An 18,383-nucleotide genomic window follows, 5' to 3' on the forward strand; every position below is an offset into this window, starting at 1 on the left:
GTATAGTATATGCAAATAATTAATAAATTTTATAAATTACTGAATGTATATATTTATTTTATTTCATTCTCTCTATTAATAGTATTTTTTTCCACAACTTATTCAAATGCAAATGCATTTAGGGTATCTAAAATTGAAATATCCTCTCCATTTGAATTAAATTTTGAAAAAAATAACGTTATTGACAAAGGATTTCAAACTTCCTTTTCTGATTTGATTTCAATGATTACAACCTCTGGTAATAGAAAAAAGATTAAAAATGTTTCTATAAAAGAAATTAAGGGCATGATTGACTCTTTCACCATTAGTGATGAAAAATTTATAAATAATGAGTATTTTGCAAATTTAGAAACAACATTTAATAAAAAAAAAATTCTTAAATTTTTAGAAAATAAAAATATTTTTCCATCCATACCCCAAAGAAATAAGGTCTTATTATTTCCCATCCTTATAGAAACTAAAAATAACAATATATATCTTTTTAATAACAATATTTTTTACGATAAATGGAATGAACAAAAAAACTCTTATGATTTGTTAGATTATTTATTACCGAGTGAAGATATTGAAGATTTGATAGAGTTACAAAAAATCTCAAAAGATATTGAAACTTATGATTTTTCAAATCTAATTAATAAATATGATATTAGAGATAATATAATTTTAATAATATACAAAGAAAGCAACAGAATAAGAACACTTTCAAAAATTAACTTAAATAACAGCTTGAAAATTCAAAATAAGAACTATCCCAAATTAGATATTTTGAATAATAATGACTTTTCTAATATTGTTGAAAATTTAAAACAGCTTTATGAAGATCAATGGAAAAAAAATAATGAAATTAATACTTCCATAAAACTTCCTATAACAATATCTATTAATTCCAAAAAAACTAAAAAAATTATAGAGTTGGAACAGGTGCTTTATAGTTTAGATCTAGTTTCTGACTTTAGTATTTTGAATTTTAATAGTGAGATTATTCAATATAAAATTACTTATAATGGCACACCTAATGTATTTTTAAATGACATGAAAGAAAAGAACCTTGAATTAGAAATGAAGAATAATATGTGGATATTAAAATGAAAAATTTAAATCAATTATTATTAGATTTTAATTATGAACAAAACTTTAAAGATGATGATTTTTATGTTGGAAAGAGTAATTTTTATGCTTTTGAAATGATTAACAAATGGCCAAAGTGGGAAAAAAATTTTTTAAACATTAATGGTGAAAAATTTTCAGGAAAAAGTCACCTGGTTAATATTTTTTTGAAAAAATTTAATGGCATTAGGATTGATGTTAATTCATTAAATGACGAAAATATTAAATCCATTAAACCTTACCAAAATATTGTTTTAGAGGATTTAAATTTAAATATAAATGAGAAACTGATTTATTCACTTTTTAATATAATAGATCAAGATAATAAGTTTTTGATAGTCACATCAATGAAACCAATATCTGAGATCAATTTTAAACTTGAAGATCTTCGATCTAGAACTAAGAACTGTCTTTTTGCAAATATTCAAAACCCTGACGATGAGCTAATGTTTGCATTAATATTAAAAAATTTATCAGACAGACAAATTACTTTAGATAAAAAGCTGATTAACTTTATTATTAAAAGAATTGAGAGATCGTATGGCAAAATATTTGAATTCATATATAAAATTGACAAGATTAGTTTAAAAAAAAAGAAATCTATCGATTTTAAAATTATTAATGAAGCTCTTGAGGAATAAGTGAATAAATATAGAACACATACATGTAGTGAGTTAACAATAGATAGTAGTGGTAAAGATGTTGTTTTATCAGGCTGGATAAACAAAAAAAGAGATCATGGAAATTTACTATTCATAGATTTAAGAGACAATTATGGAATGACTCAATGCATCATAGATAAAAGTAACCAAAATTTTAATTCATTAGAAAAAATTCAATTAGAAAGCGTAATTAAGATAAATGGTAAGGTTGTAGAGAGAACAAAAGAAACTATTAACAACGATCTTCAAACTGGAGAGATTGAAGTTAATATAAATTCATTTGAAGTGTTGGGTACTTGCAAGGAGTTACCAATGCCAGTTTTTAGTGATCAAGAGTATGCTGAAGAAATTAGACTCAAGTATAGATTCTTAGATCTAAGAAGAAAAAAAATTCATGACAATATTATCTTAAGGTCAAAGGTTATCTCTTTTATTAGAAGCGAGATGTCTAAACTTGGGTTTTTAGAATTCCAAACACCAATATTAACATCCTCTAGCCCTGAAGGTGCAAGAGATTTTTTAGTACCAAGTAGACTAAATCCTGGAAAATTTTATGCACTGCCACAAGCGCCACAACAATTTAAACAACTTATAATGGTTTCTGGTTTTGATAAATATTTTCAAATAGCTCCATGCTTCAGAGACGAAGATGCAAGAGCAGATAGAAGTCCAGGTGAATTTTATCAGCTTGATTTAGAAATGTCTTTTGTTGAACAAGAAGATGTCTTTCAAGTTGTTGAAAAACTAATAGTCAATGTTTTTAAGAAATTTTCTGAAAAAAAATTGATGTATGAAAAATTTCCAAGGATACCTTATGAGGAATCTATGCTTAAGTATGGATCAGATAAGCCAGATTTAAGAAACCCATTAATAATTTCAGATTTATCAAACATTTTTACACGTGATGATGTTACGTTTGAGATATTTAAAAAGCTTGTAAAATCTGGTTCTAAAGTGAGATGTATAGTTACAAAAAATACAAAAGATAAACCTAGAAGTTTTTTTGATAATATTGATAAGTGGGCAAAAGAACAAGGGGCGTCTGGTCTTGCTTATTTTACAATTGAAAAAGAAGAAAATATTTCAGCAAAAGGACCGGTTGGAAAATTTTTTTCTAAAGAAGCCCTAGAAGAAATTATGAAAATCACTGGAGCTGAGATAGGGGATAGTATATTTTTTGCTTGTGGCAAAATAAATGATGTTGAAAAAATAACCTCTCTAGCTAGAGATAAAATTGCTAAAGATTTAAAATTAATTGATGAAAATACCTTCGCATTTTGTTGGGTTGTTGATTATCCAATGTTTGAAAAAAATGAAGTAACTAATAAAATCGAATTTAGTCACAATCCATTTTCAATGCCTCAAGGAGACTTAAAAGATATTGATTTTGATAATCCTCTTAATATTAAAGCCTACCAATACGATATTGTTTGCAATGGGATAGAGCTATCTTCTGGTGCAATTAGAAATCACGTGCCTGAATTGATGTATAAGCTTTTCTCGATTGCTGGATATCAAAAAGAACAAGTTGATGAAAAATTTAGTGGAATGATCAATGCTTTAAGTTATGGAGCCCCACCTCATGGTGGTATAGCACCTGGTATCGATAGAATTGTAATGTTATTAGCAAATGAAAAGAATATTAGAGAAGTTACAATGTTTCCAATGAATCAAAATGCTCAAGACTTAATGATGAATGCTCCATCAAACGTTAACGAAGAGCAACTTAAAGAGCTTGGTTTAGCTTTAAAACTGAAAAAATAATATTACTTTTTACCTTTTAAACTTATCTTAACGTCAGATAAATCAACAAGATTTTTTTTGTAGTTATTTCTAACAAAACCTTTGCTGGTAACATCTTTTATAATTTTAAGTAATTGATTTTGATCCTCAGTATTTTCTTCCTCAGGTAAAGATCTATCTGATCCACCAATTGATGGAGTGTGAGCAAGATCTTCTCTATTTTGATATGAAATTGCTAATTCTCTAAAAATATAATCAAGTATTGAAGAAGCACTCATTATTCTGTCATTACCGTGTACTTTTCCAGATGGTTCAAATTTAGTATCAACATAAGCACTGATGAATTCATCTAAAGGAACGCCATATTGAAGTCCAAGTGAAATTGCTATTGCAAAATTGTTCATCAAAGCTTTTACCAGTTCACCCTCTTTACTTGTGTCTATGAAAATTTCTCCAATTTTACCATCTTCATATTCACCAGTGTGGAGATAAACTTTATGGTCACCAATTGTCGCTTTTTGGATATAACCTTTTCTTCTATCAGGCATACTAAATCTTTTACTGACACCCTCGTTAATTTTTTTAACAAAATTAGTATTATTTTCTTTTGAAATGACCTTAGGTTTGCTTTGCTCAGTAATAATATCTATTTTTTTAGTTTCGGTTACTTTATTATTTGCATCTAAACTTTTTGTTTTTCTTGTATCAAGTTTAACGTCTAAAACTTCAAATTTTCCATCGTCCCGTTTTTCAAGATTTGCCAACTCTGTTTCATTAATATCATCCAGATAATGATTAACTTTAAAGCTACAAGTATAATAAGTTTCTACTAAATATTTTGCCATTTTTCCTTTAATTAATTTTTTATTTTGAATCGTAAGATAATTAATTTATATACAAATCCTTACTTTAGTCTAATTTAAATAATACAATTTAGGATTGAAGAATTAATAAAATAATATGTTGACACTTTTAAAAAAAATTTTCATTTGGTGGAACCAAGAAACACTAGGTACAAAATTAAAAACTATTTTTTATGGAAAACTTGCTGGAAAAGATTCTAGTGGCAACAAATATTATGAAAGTAAATCTGGAAAACGATGGGTGATTTACAATGATGAAATTGATGCATCGAAAATCCCTAATGAATGGTACTCTTGGATGCATTTCACTAATAATAGAATTGAAAACAATCATGAATTGAAAAAATATGATTGGCAAAAACCGCATCAATCAAATCAAACGGGTACTGAGAATGCCTATCATCCTAATAAAAAAAATGATCCTATTAAAAAAAAATATACAATCTGGAAAAGTTAGTTTCTTATTTCTTTTAATTTATTTTTTTTTAACAAGCATATCATCACCCCTAGTAGCTAATGAAAATAGTGAAGGAAAATTTGTTGAAATAAAGATTTTAGATAAAGTAAGTTCAAAGACCGATCTTTTAAAATTAAAAATAGGAGAGGAGCTAAGATTTAAAAGTTTATTAATAAAAAGTCTCAAATGCAAAAACTCTGAATTTGATGACAACCCAGAAATTACAGCTTATATTCAGGTTAAAGACACGATTAAAAATGATAACAACGAAGTGTTTATATTTAATGGGTGGACTTTTTCATCTAGTCCTGCAGTAAATCCTTTTGATCACCCAGTATATGATATTTGGTTAACAAGATGTTATTAGAATACTTTTTCATTATCTAGCCAGCTAACATTAAAGTCTGACTCAACAAATTTTTTATGATTTAGTAAAATTTTATGAAGAGGTATTGTTGTTGTTATTCCTTCAATGACAAATTCATCTAAAGATCGATTCATTCTTTGTATTGCTTCAGTTCTATTTCTGCCATGTGTGATGACCTTACAAATCATACTATCGTAAAATGGTGTAACTTTATAACCTTGAAAAATTGCACCATCTACTCTCGTTCTAAAACCTGATGGTTGGTGACACATTCCTATAGTTCCAGGTGATGGTTGAAAATTTTTACTTGCATCCTCTGCATTAATTCTACATTCTATGGCATGTCCCCTAGGATTAATGTCACTTTGTTTTAAAGCTGTTTCACCAGTGTAAGCTATCCAAATTTGCTCTTTAATAATATCAATACCTGTTACCATTTCAGTTACAGGATGCTCTACTTGAACTCGGGTATTCATTTCTAGAAAATAAAATTTTCCATCTTCATATATAAATTCAACAGTTCCAGCACCCTCATAACCAATTTTACTAACCATATTTACAGTTCTTTCAAAAAGATCTTTTCTGATCTGATCTGTTAAAACTGGACTAGGAGTTTCTTCTATTAATTTTTGATGTCTTCTTTGAACTGAGCAGTCTCTTTCATGTAGATGTACTGTTCTATTTTTTCCAGATAATACCTGAACTTCAATATGTCTTGGATTTTGGAAAAATTTCTCAATATAAATTTCATCATTGCCAAAATATTTTTGTGCTTCAGACTTTGCTGTTGAAAATAATGTTTCAAATTCTTCTTCTTTACGAACGATTTTCATTCCCTTGCCACCACCACCTGCGGATGCTTTAATCAGAACTGGAAAGCCTATTTTTTTACAAAGTTCTTTGGCTGCCTTTATGTCTGTTATTCCGCCTTCAGAACCTTCAATAACAGGTAGACCATGTTCTTTTGCAATTTTTTTTGCTTGAATTTTATCTCCCATCATCTCTATGAGTTTAGAAGAAGCACCAATAAATTTAATATTATTTTCCTCTAGTACCTTAGCAAAATTTGCATTTTCAGATAAAAAACCATATCCAGGGTGAACCGCTTCTGCTTTTGTAAGTTCTATTGCTGACATCAAAGCTGGGATATTTAAATAACTATTTGCAGGTTGGTGTGAGCCAATGCATACACTTTCATCTGCCAGTCTTACATGCATACTATCTTTATCAACATCAGAATGAACAGCGACAGTTGCTATACCCCATTCTTTGCAAGCTCTTATAACTCTGACTGCAATTTCCCCTCGGTTTGCAATTAGAATTTTTTTAAACATTACTCTACGATGATAATAGTTTGGCCGTATTCAACAGGTTGGCCATCTTCTACACAGATTTCTTTTATAATTCCATCTGCTGTTGATGGAACGTGGTTCATAGTTTTCATAGCCTCAACTATCATAACCGTTTCACCTTTTTTAATTTTTTTACCAACTTCTACAAATTTTTTACCACCAGGTTCTGCAGCAAGATAAGCTGTACCAATAATAGGAGATTTAACTTCAGTTCCAGACACAACAGTTGACTTAACTGTATCAAGGGCTGGTGTTGAAGCAGAAACACTTACAGTTTGATTTGAACTAGCTGGATTCGATTTTGATACTTTTATTTTAGTATCTTTATCAGTGTATTCAATTTCAGTTAAATTGAATTCATTTAAGTAGTCTGTTAATTCTTTAATGATATTTTTATCTATTTTCATTTCTGTAACATGTTTTGCATTGCAATTATGGCTAAAATATAACCATTATCACCTAAACCAAAAATTCCACCAGTAGCAATATCGCTGATTAAAGATTTGCGTCTAAATTCTTCTCTTTTATATATATTTGATATGTGAAGTTCAATAATTGGTTTTTTATAAATATCTAAAGCATCCCTGATAGCTACAGATGTATGTGTAAAACCTGCAGCATTAATAATTATACCATCAAATTTACTTTTAGCCTCTTGGATGGTTGTAACTATTTCACCTTCTATATTTGACTGGGAAAATTCTAAATTAATATTTAAATCTTTAGCTTTACCTAAACAATTTTCTTTTAACTTATCAAAAGTTATTGATCCATATTGTGATTGTTCTCTTTCACCTAATAGATTAAGGTTAGGACCATTAATAATTATAATATTATTACTCATCAAATTCTTATACATTATGAAGAAAATAAAAAAAATAAAAATTAAATTAAATGGTAAATTTTCAACAATAAATGAAAATTTAAGCCTCTTAATTTTTTTAAAAGAACTAAAAATACCTCTTAAAAAAGTAGCAATTGAATTAAATCAAGAAATAATAGATAAAAATAATTTAAAAACTATAAAACTAAAAAAAAATGACAAAATAGAAATTGTTCATTTTATTGGAGGTGGATAAAATTGGTTAACGATAAATTAATAATTGATAAAAAAAAATTTAATTCCAGATTAATAGTTGGAACTGGAAAATATAAAAGTATGGCAGAATGTGCAAAAGCTATTAAATTATCTGGAGCAGAAATTGTTACTGTTGCTGTGAGAAGAGTAAACATTTCTGATAAAAAAAAACCTTTATTGATGGACTACATTGATCCAAAAAAAATAACTTACTTACCAAACACTGCTGGCTGCTTTAATTCTGAAGAGGCTCTTAGAACTTTACGTTTAGCAAGAGAAATTGGTGGATGGAAACTGGTAAAACTTGAGGTCTTAGGAGATAAAAAAAATTTATTTCCAGATATGATTGAAACATTAAAATCTACAGAAGTTTTAACCAGAGAAGGATTTAGAGTAATGGTTTACTGTAATGATGATCCTTTAATGGCTAAAAGATTAGAGAATGTAGGAGCTTGTGCAATTATGCCTCTTGCAGCACCTATAGGATCTGGACTTGGAATTCAAAATACAACAAACATAAAAATAATAAGAAGCCAAACAAAGCTTCCTTTGATAATTGATGCTGGCTTAGGACAGGCGTCAGACGCAGCTATTGCCATGGAGTTAGGTTGTGATGGAGTATTGGCTAATACTGCAATCGCTAAAGCTAAAAAACCATTTCAAATGGCATTGGCATTTAAAAATGGAGTAATTGCAGGAAGACAATCTTATTTAGCAGGTCGTATAGAAAAATCTATATATGGAAGCGCATCTTCTCCAAAAACTGGAATTATTTAGGCTACTGGTTTTTTAAAAAATTTCTTTTTAAAAAAAGGTTTTTTTTTATAAGGCTTTTTTTTAATAGGACTTTCAAAAGATTTAACTTCTTTTTTTTGCTCTTCTAGGTTTTTTAACTTTTCTATATGTTGAACTATTTCTATTGTTTTTTTAGTTTTGTTTTGAAGATCAATTATGTATTCAGGAATAATAAGACTGTTATCTGCAATTATATCGATCTTAATTAAGTTTTTTTCTTCAAAATACTTTAAATCTTCAATAAAGTTTTCTTTCATAAAGTCCGATATCTTTTCGCAAATCTTAAGTTCTACAAATTTTGCTTTTGTTAAAACAGCTTTAACCTCGACTAATTTAAGAATCTTCATCGCAAAAGACTCATCTGTAAGAGTAACTTTCCACTTTACAGCACTTTCCCTTAATCTTTGTCTGGACATTTCTAAAAGTCCAAATGTACTAATTCTTCCAATTTGAATTCTTGCCCTATCAGTTCTGCATTGTTCTTTAAGTTTTCTCTCAACCAACCTTCTATTTCCAAAACTCAACATATCAATAAAATCAATAATAATTAGACCAGACAGATCTCTTATTTTTATTTGTCGAGATATCTCTTCTGCTGCCTCAAGATTAGTGTCTAAAGCAGTACTTTCTACATTTTTTTGTTTAATAGAGCTTCCTGAATTTATATCAATTGAAACTAGCGCTTCAGTTGGATTTATAACTAGGTAACCTCCTGATTTTAGTTTTATTTCTGAGTCATAAATTTGATTTAATTTTTCTTCAATGTTCTCTTTAAAAAATAAAGGAACTTTTTCTCTATATTTTTTTATTTTTTTTACATGAGAGGGCATCATTAACTTCATAAAGTTTTGGGCTTTTTTGTAACCTTCATTACCTTCAATGACGATACTATTTGTGCTTTCATCATACATATCTCTCAAAGTTCTTTTTATAATATCACTTTCTTGATGGATTAATGATGGAGCTATAGAGTTTAATGCATTTTCTTTAATTTCATTCCAAGTTTTAATCAAAGTTTGAAGATCATGATCAATATCATTTTTTGTTTTGTTTGATCCTGCAGTTCTTACAATAAGCCCCATTTCTTTTGGAATAACTATATCGTTTAAAATAGTTCTAATTTTTTTTCTTTCTCCTGGGTTAAATATTTTACGAGATATGCCACCACCTTTTGGTGTATTGGGCATTAGGACAATATATTTACCTGCTATAGAAATAAAAGTACTCAACGCAGCACCTTTTTGTCCTCTTTCATCTTTTAAAACTTGTATTAAAATTACTTGGTTAGGTTTTATAACTTCTTGAATCTTATATCTTTTAGATCTAAATCTTGTTTCAGGTTTTCTACCGTGTAATACAGGCGAAGGTTGTTCTTTATCTTCATCTACTTGAGTAGTATCTGTAATCGGAGTATCACTCCCTTCTGTTATCTGATCATTTGTTTCAAATTCAGATTCAAGTTTTACTTCAACTGGATCATTAATATCAAGATTACCCTCGTTAATATTCTTTTGTTCTTCTAGCTCACTCTTTTTTAATAGTTCTTCTCTGGCTTTTTCTTCTTCTTCTTTTATTTTTGCTAAATCACTCTGAGGTATTTGATAATAGTCAGATTGAATATCGTTAAAGGACAGAAAACCGTGTCTATCTCTTCCAAAATCAATAAATGCAGCTTGTAAAGATGGCTCTACTCGGCTTACTTTGCCAAGATAGATATTATTTTTTATTAAATTGTTTTTTAAGCCTTCGTACTCGTAGTCTTCAATGTTTTCACCTGACTTAAGTACAACTCTTGTTTCATTTGGATGCGAAGCATCAATGTATAAATTTTTTTCCATATATTTTTGATTAATTGTTTCATTTTATATTTAAATAATTTTAAATTTTGTTTGAATTCTGATGCCTTAACTTTAACAAATTCTTATATATATTAAACTAAAATGCATCGAATAATTAAAAATATATTTATAGTAGTTTTAAGTGTTGGTTTGTTATCTGCATTTTCTGTATTAGCTGTTTTGTGGGCTTTTTCTAACAATTTACCAGATTATAAATTCCTCAAAAATTATAAACCATCAGTTTCTAGCAAAGTTTACTCAGGGGATGGTGAGTTGGTGAATGATTTTTCATCAGAAAAACGAATATTTGTACCCTACAAATCAATATCAGAAAAAGTGATTAATGCTTTCTTATCTGCAGAAGATAAAAATTTCTATTCACATCCAGGTGTAGATGCCAAAGGAGTGTTAAGAGCGATAATTAATAACATTTCCAATGTAGTTGCATCAAGAAGATTGGAAGGCGCATCAACGATAACTCAACAGGTAGCAAAAAATTTTTTATTAACAAATGAAGTAAGCTTAAATAGAAAAATTAAAGAGGCAATTCTTGCCTTTAGAATAGAAAGAGCTCTTTCAAAAGAAAGAATATTAGAACTATACTTAAATCAAATATATCTGGGTGAAGGTACTTATGGCGTTGCATCTGCTAGCTTAGAATATTTTGACAAATCAATTAGTGAATTGAATTATGAAGAAGCAGCTTTATTAGCAGCTCTGCCAAAGGCTCCAAGTAGATATAACCCGTATAAAAATATAGAACTCGCAAAATTTAGAAGAGATCTAGTTATAAACAATTTGTTTGAAAATAATTATATAAGCAAACAAAATCAAAAAGAACTTTTGTCAAAAAAAATAATATTAAAAAAAAGAAAAAAAATTTTTACAGAAGATACGAGTTACTACGTAGAAGATATTAGAAAAGATGTGGTTGAAAAATTAGGATTTGATAAAGTTTACAAACAAGGATTAAATATAAGTACACCTATTAATATTAGCTTGCAAAAAATTGCAACTGACTCATTGAGACAAGGTCTTATTGAATACGATAAACGAAAAGGGTGGCGTGGTCCATTGACTAATGTTAAAAATTTAGAAAAATGGAATAAAGATTTAGATAAATTTAGATTAGAAAGATCAATTAATTGGGATTTAGCAATAGTTAAAAAGATAGATAAATTTTCATTAGAAATTGAAACAGAAGATGAAAAAAAAGGAATTATTAAGTATGAAAACATCTCTTGGATCAAAAAAGATTTTAAAGAAATATTGAAAATTGGAGATATTATTTATGTTGAAAACATAAATAAAAACATATTTGCGTTAAGGCAACTGCCAGTAGTTAATGGAGGAATTGTTGTTATGGATCCTTTTACTGGACGGGTATTAGCTCTAAGCGGGGGATTTAGCTTTAAAAAAAGTGAATTTAATAGAGCCACACAAGCACTAAGACAGCCAGGTTCTGCTTTCAAACCTTTTGTTTATGCTTTAGCTCTTGAAAATGGATATACACCATCAACTTTAATTCTAGATGCACCACTAGTTTTAGAGCAAGGATCTGATTTAAAAATGTGGAAACCTGAAAACTACGGTAAAAAATTTTATGGACCATCAACACTTAGAATGGGGTTAGAAAAATCTAGAAACTTGATGACTGTCAGAATTGCACAAGATCTTGGAGTTAAAAAAATTGTTAATTTTTCAAAAAAACTTGGTATTTATGAAAATCCCAGCGAGCTTTTATCAATTTCATTAGGCTCTGCAGAGACAACTTTATTGAAACTAACATCAGCATACTCTTCATTTATTAATGGAGGAAAATTAGTTAAACCAATAATGATAGATAGAATTCAAGACAGTGAAGGGATTACAATTTTTAATAATGAAATGAGAGAGTGTATAAATTGTGATCAAATATCTCACTTAAGTGACAATTATCCAAATATAAAGGACAGTTTTGAGCAAATATTTTCCCCAGAAACAGCATATCAAATGACCTCGATATTGGAGGGCACTGTTCAAAATGGGACAGGAAAAAATTTAAAAGATTTAAATTTGGATTTGGCTGGAAAAACAGGCACAACAAATGGAAATACAGATACATGGTTTATAGGATTTACTTCAAAATTAGTAATAGGAGTTTATGTAGGTTCAGACAATCCAAGATCACTTGGAAGGTATGAAACAGGAGCAAAAACAGCATTACCAATTTTTAAAAGCTTTGTAAAAAAAGCTGTAAAAAAAGAAGATGCAAGACCGTTTAAAGTTGCAAAAAATATTTTAATGAAAGTTATTGATCCTGTTACAGGAGAAAAAGCTGAAATTGGGACAAGAAGAACAATTATTGAAGCATATAAAGATATGAAAGTAGAAAATTTATTAAATAAAGATATTAATAATAGATTAAAAAATAATAATATATTAAGGTTCTACTAATGGACAATGAATATTTAAATTACAAATCTGAAATAGAAAAAATCAATCAAAGAGTTAAGGAGTACCTTTGAAAAAAATGATATTCATAAAAAATTAGAAAAGAATAACCAAAAAATATTAGAAACTAATTTTTGGCAAGATAAAGCAAATTCTCAGAAAGTTATTAAAGAAAAAAAATTATATGAAGAATTAATAAATTCATATGAAAATTCATCTAAATCAATAATTGACCTTGATGAATTGAACGAACTTGCTTTAGAAGAAAAAAATCAATCTGTCATAAACGAAGTTCTTGAGAGTATTAAAAATTTAAAAAAATTAGCTAAAAAAAATGAAACTAAATGTTTTTTGTCAAATGAAACTGACAGTTTAGATTGCTATATAGAAATTCATGCCGGTGCTGGTGGAACAGAGAGCCAGGATTGGGCAGAAATGTTAAGAAGAATGTATTTAAAATGGTCAGATATTAAGAATTTTAAATCAGAATTAATTAGCGAACATAAGGGAGAGGAAGCAGGCATAAAATCATCAACTATTAAAATTGAGGGTGATTATGTTTTCGGATGGTTAAAAGCTGAGTCTGGAATTCATAGGTTGGTTAGAATATCTCCTTTTGATTCTGGAGCTAGACGACATACCAGTTTTGCAAGTATCTGGATTTATCCAGTCGTAGATGAAAATATTGAAATAGAAATTAATGAAAAAGATTTACGTATTGACACCTATCGATCAAGTGGAGCAGGAGGGCAGCATGTGAATACTACAGATAGTGCGGTAAGAATAACCCATCTACCTTCTAAAATAGTAGTTCAATGTCAAAATGAAAGATCACAACATAAAAATAAAGATACCTGTATGAATATGCTTAAGGCAAGACTATATGATTTTGAATTAAAAAAAAAAGAACAAGAAAGCCAAACAGTAGAGTCTTCCAAGTCAGAAATTGGTTGGGGTCATCAAATTAGATCTTATGTACTTCACCCATACAGAATGGTAAAAGATAATAGAACTAACTTTGAAAGCTCAAATCCTGATAAAATCTTAGATGGTGAGATTGATGATTTTTTAGAAAGTTCGTTATATAAAGTTAAATAATGAAAAGAATAGTTAAAATTCTTGTAATATTAATAATAACGCTTGCAACAATTGTTATTTACTTGAGCCTCTATGGAGTAAAAACTGACAAGTTTAATAAAGAAATTATAAAGAATGTTTCAAAAATTAATAAAAAAATTAACCTTTCATTAAATGAGGTTAATTATCTATTAAACCCACTGAATTTTAGTATTAATATTTCAACAAAAAACCCTAAAATATTATTGGAAGATAAAATCTTGTTTTTAAAAGACATTACTAGCAATATTTCATTAAAATCTTTTATAAGTAATCAGTTTTCTATTGATGATTTAAAAATTTCAACAAAAGAAATTAAAATCAAAGATTTAATCTCATTAACAAGAGCAGTTGAAGGATCACCACAACTTTTTGTTTTAGATAACATCACTAAAGAGGGATTAATTTCTACAGATATAAATCTTAAATTTGATTTAGATGGAGAAATAAAAAACAACTATCAAATAACTGGTATTGTCAAAAAAGCAAAATTTAATATTTTTAATAAGGTTGAAATTGATGATTTAAACCTTTCATTTAATATAAGCAACAATCAACTAATATTAAAAAAGATAGAAACAAATCTTAATAGTATAAAATTAAAATCGCCCTTAATCAAAATTGAAAAAAAGAAAGATATATTTTTTGTTGATGGAGAGGTGGCAAATAAAGAACAAAATTTTGATATAAAAAAATTAAAACCTATATTTGGTGATTTACCAAACAATATAGAGATAGAAAAAATTGACTTTAATTCTGTAAATATTTTTTCTTTCAATATTAACAAAAAATTAAAATTAAAAGATTTAAAACTAGAGACCAACTTGAACTTAGAAAATTTTCAAATAGTTAAAAATCCCCTTAATTTAAAAACTTTTTTACCTAATTATGCAGAGCAAATTAAATTTAAAGATCATAAAATTAAAATTAAATTAATAAAAGGTATATTGGATATTAGGGGAGATGGAGATATCTATATTGGAGACGAGTCTGAACAATTATCTTACAGTGTTATTAAAGATGATGGAAAAATAACATTTGATACAAACCTTAATATTAAAAATAATCCATTAACAATAAATTTTTTAGATTATAAGAAGAAAAAAGAAAACAGTTCAGAAATTTTATTAAAAGGTATTTACAAAAAAAATAAAGAATTGATATTAAAAGATATTTCTATAACAGAAAAAAATAATCAAATTTTAATTAAAGATTTATTGTTTAGTAAAAATTTTAAAGTTAAAGATTTAAGTTACATTAAACTTAATTATCGAAATAAAAATGATCTTCTTAACAATTTAGAGCTTAAAAAAAATAAATCTAATTTTTCTATAAATGGTAAAAGTTTTGATGCAACACAGTTAATTAACAACAGCATGAGTGATGATGAAAGTACTACAATTTTTGAAAATTTAAATTCTAAATTTAATATTAAAATAGGTACAACTTATATAAATAAAAATGATTATACTAAAAACTTAGCTGGATACTTCACTTTTAAAAATAATAAATTAGATAAATTAAATCTAGCATCTACTTTTCCTAACAAAAAAAAAATGAACTTATCTATTGAAACTAATAACCAGAATGAAACAATTACAAAATTCTTTTCAAACTACCCGAAACCTTTGATTAAAAGATATGACTTTATTAAAGGATTTGAAGAAGGTTATCTAAATTTTAATTCTATTAAAAAAGATGGTGTTTCTAATTCTGTATTAATTATTGATAACTTTAAAGTTAAAGAGGTACCTGTTTTTGCTAAGCTTTTAAGCCTAGCGTCACTTCAGGGTATTGCAGATCTTTTAACGGGTGAGGGAATAAGATTTACTGATTTTGAAATGAGATATTCAAGTCAAAAAGGTCTTACTAATATTGAAGAAATGTATGCTATTGGACCTGCTATTTCTATATTAATGGATGGCTATATTGAATCAAAGAAATTGGTTAGCTTGAGAGGAACATTGGTTCCCGCAACAACTATAAATAGATCTATAGCCTCAATTCCACTACTGGGTAAAATACTAATAGGAGAAAAAACGGGTGAAGGTGTTTTTGGTGTAAGTTTTAAAATAAAAGGACCTCCAAAGAATTTATCAACAACAGTTAATCCAATTAAAACACTAACACCTAGATTTATAACAAGAACTTTAGAAAAAATTAAAAAGAATTAAATTAACTCAACTTTAATATGTTTTTTCTTACCAAGTGAAAGTTTAATTAAATTACCCTTAAATAAATCCTCTGTAATTAAAAACTTTTCATCAGAAATAGCCTGACCATTTATTTTAATTCCATTCCCTTTAATTAATCTTCGAATTTCACTTTTAGAACTTTCTAATTTTGATAAAATTACCAAATCTAGAATACTTATATTATCATCTAACATTTTTTTATTAATGTGAGTTGTTGGTAGATTATCACCTAATGAATTTTCAGAAAATGTTTGTTTGGCCGTTTCTTGGCATTTTCTTGCCTCATCTTCTCCATGCAACATAGAAGTAGCTTTGTTGGCAAGTAAAATTTTTAACTCATTAATATTGTCATCTTTAATATTTTCAATTTCATCAACATTAATATCTGTAAAAATTTTTAAAAACTTTAAGACATCTCGATCATCAATATTTCTCCAAAATTGCCAGTAGTCATATGATGAAAGAAATTTTTTATCTAGCCAAACAGCTCCAGATTCAGTTTTGCCCATTTTTGCACCTGATGCCAATGTAATAAGAGGTGTCGTTAAACCGTAAACATGATTATTTGAATATCTTTTTATAAGATCAACTCCATTAACAATATTACCCCATTGATCAGAGCCACCAATTTGAAGCATACATTTTTCTTTTTTGTTTAATTCTAAAAAATCGTATGCTTGTAAAATCATATAGTTAAATTCCATATAACTTAATGACTGTTCTCTCTCTAATCTAATTTTGACACTATCAAAACTCAACATTTTGTTAATTGTAAAATGTTTTCCAACATCTCTTAGAAAAGAAATATAATTTAAATTTTTAAGCCATGTGTAGTTATTAACAAATATAGGTTTTGTCTCTGGATCTTTATCATCTAAAAAATTTTTTAGAATTTTTTCAATATTATTTATATTTTTTTCTATTTCTTTTTCAGATAAAATTGTCCTAGTTTTATCTTTTCCGGATGGATCACCTATTCTAGTAGTACCCCCTCCTAATAAAACAATTGGTTGGTGGCCATGTTTTTGGAGCAATCTAAGACACATAATTTGAAGTAAGCTACCAACGTGAAGACTTTCAGCTGTACAATCAAAACCAATATAAGCTCTGATTTTTTCTTTATCTAATAATTGAGATAGATTTTCTTCACCTGTACACTGGTAAAAGAAACCACGATCTTTAAATTCTTTTAAAAATTTATTCATAAATATGCTATCTAGAATATACAATATTTACTTTAAAAATAAGAATGGAAAAATTTTATACTTCTTTAGGATTAATGAGTGGCACATCTATGGATGGGGTTGATGCATCAATTATTAAATCAGATGGTGAAAGTAACTATGAGCCTATATTTGATAAATATTTTGAGTATGATGCGGTAATTTATTCAAACTTACTAAATCTCAGAGATAAAATAAATTCAATAAAAGATATAAAAGCTAATTCTTATCAAATTAACGAGCTCGAGAGAAAAATAACCTTATTTCATGCAAAAATTAGCAAAGAAATTATAAAGAATGCAGGAGTAGATGTAGATATAGTTGGGTTTCACGGTCAAACAATTTTTCACAATGCTCAGGAAAAAATATCAAAACAAATAGGAGATGGCAATTTACTATCAAGTCTTTTAAAAAAAAATGTAGTTTATAACTTTAGAGAAAATGACATTCATAATGGAGGCCAAGGAGCTCCATTAGCTCCAATCTTTCACAACTTACTTATAAACCAGAATAAAATAGAGAAACCTGCTTGTGTTTTAAACATAGGAGGTATTGCAAATATTACTCTTGTTATCTCAAAAAATAATGAAGATTTAAAAAGTTTTGATGTAGGTCCTGGTAATTGTCTTTTAGATGAATGGGTTAGAAGACACACACAAATGAAATATGATGAAAATGGAAAAGCATCAAATATAGGAAAAACAAGTGAAGTTATTCTAAATCAAGCTATTGATAATTTTGACAATATAAGCAATCAAAAAAAACTTTCATTTGATATAAAAGATTTTGATTTAAGTTTTGTAAAAGGTCTCACATATGAGGATGGCTTATCTACATTAGTAGATTTTACAGCAATAATAATTTATCAATCAATTTTAAAATCAATCAATAGTGCAGAAAATAAAAAGTTATTAATAACAGTCTGTGGTGGTGGAAGAAAAAACCTTTCATTAATGGAGAGCATAAGAAAAAGACTACCAAAAAATATTTCTTTAAAAATAATTGATGATTATAAAATTGATGGTGATTTCATCGAGTCCCAAGCTTTTGCTTATCTTGCAATTAGGTCTGCACTTAAAAAAGTAATTTCATTCCCTAATACTACAAATGTAAAAAAACCGTCAATAGGTGGAGTTTTAGTTAAAAACTATTAA

The 18,383-nt window shown here is 27.6% G+C and carries 17 protein-coding genes; 11 read left to right on the forward strand and 6 right to left on the reverse strand.

Annotated elements, in window-relative coordinates:
- Positions 1-9 precede the first annotated feature (9 nt).
- Genes AC5SL0_RS01665 through aspS form a run of 3 tightly spaced genes read left to right on the forward strand, consistent with a single transcriptional unit; the run spans position 10 to position 3,533 of the window.
- Entirely contained in the window at positions 10-1,089 is a 1,080-nt protein-coding gene (locus AC5SL0_RS01665; RefSeq protein ID WP_494618508.1) for a hypothetical protein, read from the forward strand.
- A complete protein-coding gene (locus tag AC5SL0_RS01670; RefSeq protein WP_011281890.1) occupies positions 1,086-1,748 on the forward strand; it encodes a P-loop NTPase family protein in 663 nt (220 codons plus the stop codon). The genes AC5SL0_RS01665 and AC5SL0_RS01670 overlap by 4 nt, the downstream gene beginning before the upstream one ends.
- Positions 1,749-3,533 carry an aspartate--tRNA ligase gene (gene aspS, locus AC5SL0_RS01675; RefSeq protein WP_494618510.1) on the forward strand — a complete coding sequence of 595 codons (1,785 nt, stop codon included), beginning with the start codon at positions 1,749-1,751 and terminating at the stop codon, positions 3,531-3,533.
- Positions 3,534-3,535: 2 nt separating this feature from the next.
- Here aspS and AC5SL0_RS01680 read toward each other — a convergent pair whose 3' ends face one another.
- Positions 3,536-4,357, reverse strand: coding sequence for a TSCPD domain-containing protein (locus tag AC5SL0_RS01680; RefSeq protein WP_006997190.1), 822 nt, complete (start codon positions 4,355-4,357; stop codon positions 3,536-3,538).
- Between the two features lie 115 nt (positions 4,358-4,472).
- Between AC5SL0_RS01680 and AC5SL0_RS01685 the strand changes: the two genes are divergently transcribed.
- Positions 4,473-4,832 (forward strand): NADH-ubiquinone oxidoreductase subunit NDUFA12 family protein, encoded by a 360-nt coding sequence (locus tag AC5SL0_RS01685; RefSeq protein ID WP_494618511.1) that lies wholly within the window; start codon positions 4,473-4,475, stop codon positions 4,830-4,832.
- Entirely contained in the window at positions 4,792-5,199 is a 408-nt protein-coding gene (locus AC5SL0_RS01690) for a DUF2155 domain-containing protein (RefSeq protein ID WP_494618512.1), read from the forward strand. Before AC5SL0_RS01685 ends, AC5SL0_RS01690 begins: the two co-directional genes overlap by 41 nt.
- Here AC5SL0_RS01690 and accC read toward each other — a convergent pair.
- From accC to aroQ, 3 genes are read right to left on the reverse strand one after another with little or no spacing between them, the layout of a single operon-like run.
- Positions 5,196-6,533: an acetyl-CoA carboxylase biotin carboxylase subunit gene (gene accC, locus AC5SL0_RS01695; RefSeq protein WP_271487288.1), complete on the reverse strand. Its 1,338-nt coding sequence runs from the start codon at positions 6,531-6,533 to the stop codon at positions 5,196-5,198. The two genes, AC5SL0_RS01690 and accC, sit on opposite strands and share 4 nt — an antisense overlap.
- Entirely contained in the window at positions 6,533-6,958 is a 426-nt protein-coding gene (locus AC5SL0_RS01700; RefSeq protein WP_006997186.1) for an acetyl-CoA carboxylase biotin carboxyl carrier protein, read from the reverse strand. Before AC5SL0_RS01700 ends, accC begins: the two co-directional genes overlap by 1 nt.
- Entirely contained in the window at positions 6,955-7,395 is a 441-nt protein-coding gene (aroQ, locus tag AC5SL0_RS01705) for a type II 3-dehydroquinate dehydratase (protein WP_494618514.1), read from the reverse strand. The genes AC5SL0_RS01700 and aroQ overlap by 4 nt, the downstream gene beginning before the upstream one ends.
- 16 nt (positions 7,396-7,411) lie before the next feature.
- On the opposite strand from aroQ, the gene thiS reads away from it, so the two are divergent.
- Together thiS and AC5SL0_RS01715 are read left to right on the forward strand one after the other, a co-directional pair.
- Positions 7,412-7,630, forward strand: coding sequence for a sulfur carrier protein ThiS (gene thiS, locus AC5SL0_RS01710; RefSeq protein ID WP_494618515.1), 219 nt, complete (start codon positions 7,412-7,414; stop codon positions 7,628-7,630).
- 2 nt (positions 7,631-7,632) lie between these two features.
- Entirely contained in the window at positions 7,633-8,406 is a 774-nt protein-coding gene (locus AC5SL0_RS01715) for a thiazole synthase (protein ID WP_006997183.1), read from the forward strand.
- On the opposite strand, the gene AC5SL0_RS01720 is transcribed toward AC5SL0_RS01715, so the two are convergent.
- A complete protein-coding gene (locus tag AC5SL0_RS01720; protein ID WP_018413966.1) occupies positions 8,403-10,262 on the reverse strand; it encodes an Rne/Rng family ribonuclease in 1,860 nt (619 codons plus the stop codon). The two genes, AC5SL0_RS01715 and AC5SL0_RS01720, sit on opposite strands and share 4 nt — an antisense overlap.
- Positions 10,263-10,364: 102 nt before the next feature.
- Here AC5SL0_RS01720 and AC5SL0_RS01725 point away from each other — a divergent pair, with 102 nt between their 5' ends.
- From AC5SL0_RS01725 to AC5SL0_RS01735, 3 genes are read left to right on the forward strand one after another with little or no spacing between them, the layout of a single operon-like run.
- A complete protein-coding gene (locus AC5SL0_RS01725) occupies positions 10,365-12,698 on the forward strand; it encodes a penicillin-binding protein 1A (RefSeq protein WP_494618517.1) in 2,334 nt (777 codons plus the stop codon).
- Between the two features lie 45 nt (positions 12,699-12,743).
- Positions 12,744-13,793, forward strand: a complete 1,050-nt coding sequence (gene prfB / locus AC5SL0_RS01730; protein WP_102029566.1) for a peptide chain release factor 2 — start codon at positions 12,744-12,746, stop codon at positions 13,791-13,793.
- Positions 13,793-15,985, forward strand: a complete 2,193-nt coding sequence (locus AC5SL0_RS01735; protein WP_494618519.1) for an RNA polymerase beta'' subunit family protein — start codon at positions 13,793-13,795, stop codon at positions 15,983-15,985. The genes prfB and AC5SL0_RS01735 overlap by 1 nt, the downstream gene beginning before the upstream one ends.
- On the opposite strand, the gene tyrS is transcribed toward AC5SL0_RS01735, so the two are convergent.
- Positions 15,982-17,211, reverse strand: coding sequence for a tyrosine--tRNA ligase (gene tyrS / locus AC5SL0_RS01740; RefSeq protein WP_494618520.1), 1,230 nt, complete (start codon positions 17,209-17,211; stop codon positions 15,982-15,984). The genes AC5SL0_RS01735 and tyrS overlap by 4 nt on opposite strands.
- 44 nt (positions 17,212-17,255) lie before the next feature.
- Here tyrS and AC5SL0_RS01745 point away from each other — a divergent pair, with 44 nt between their 5' ends.
- Positions 17,256-18,383, forward strand: a complete 1,128-nt coding sequence (locus tag AC5SL0_RS01745) for an anhydro-N-acetylmuramic acid kinase (RefSeq protein ID WP_494618522.1) — start codon at positions 17,256-17,258, stop codon at positions 18,381-18,383.

The sequence above is a fragment of the Candidatus Pelagibacter sp. PS_16 genome, from assembly GCF_059417965.1.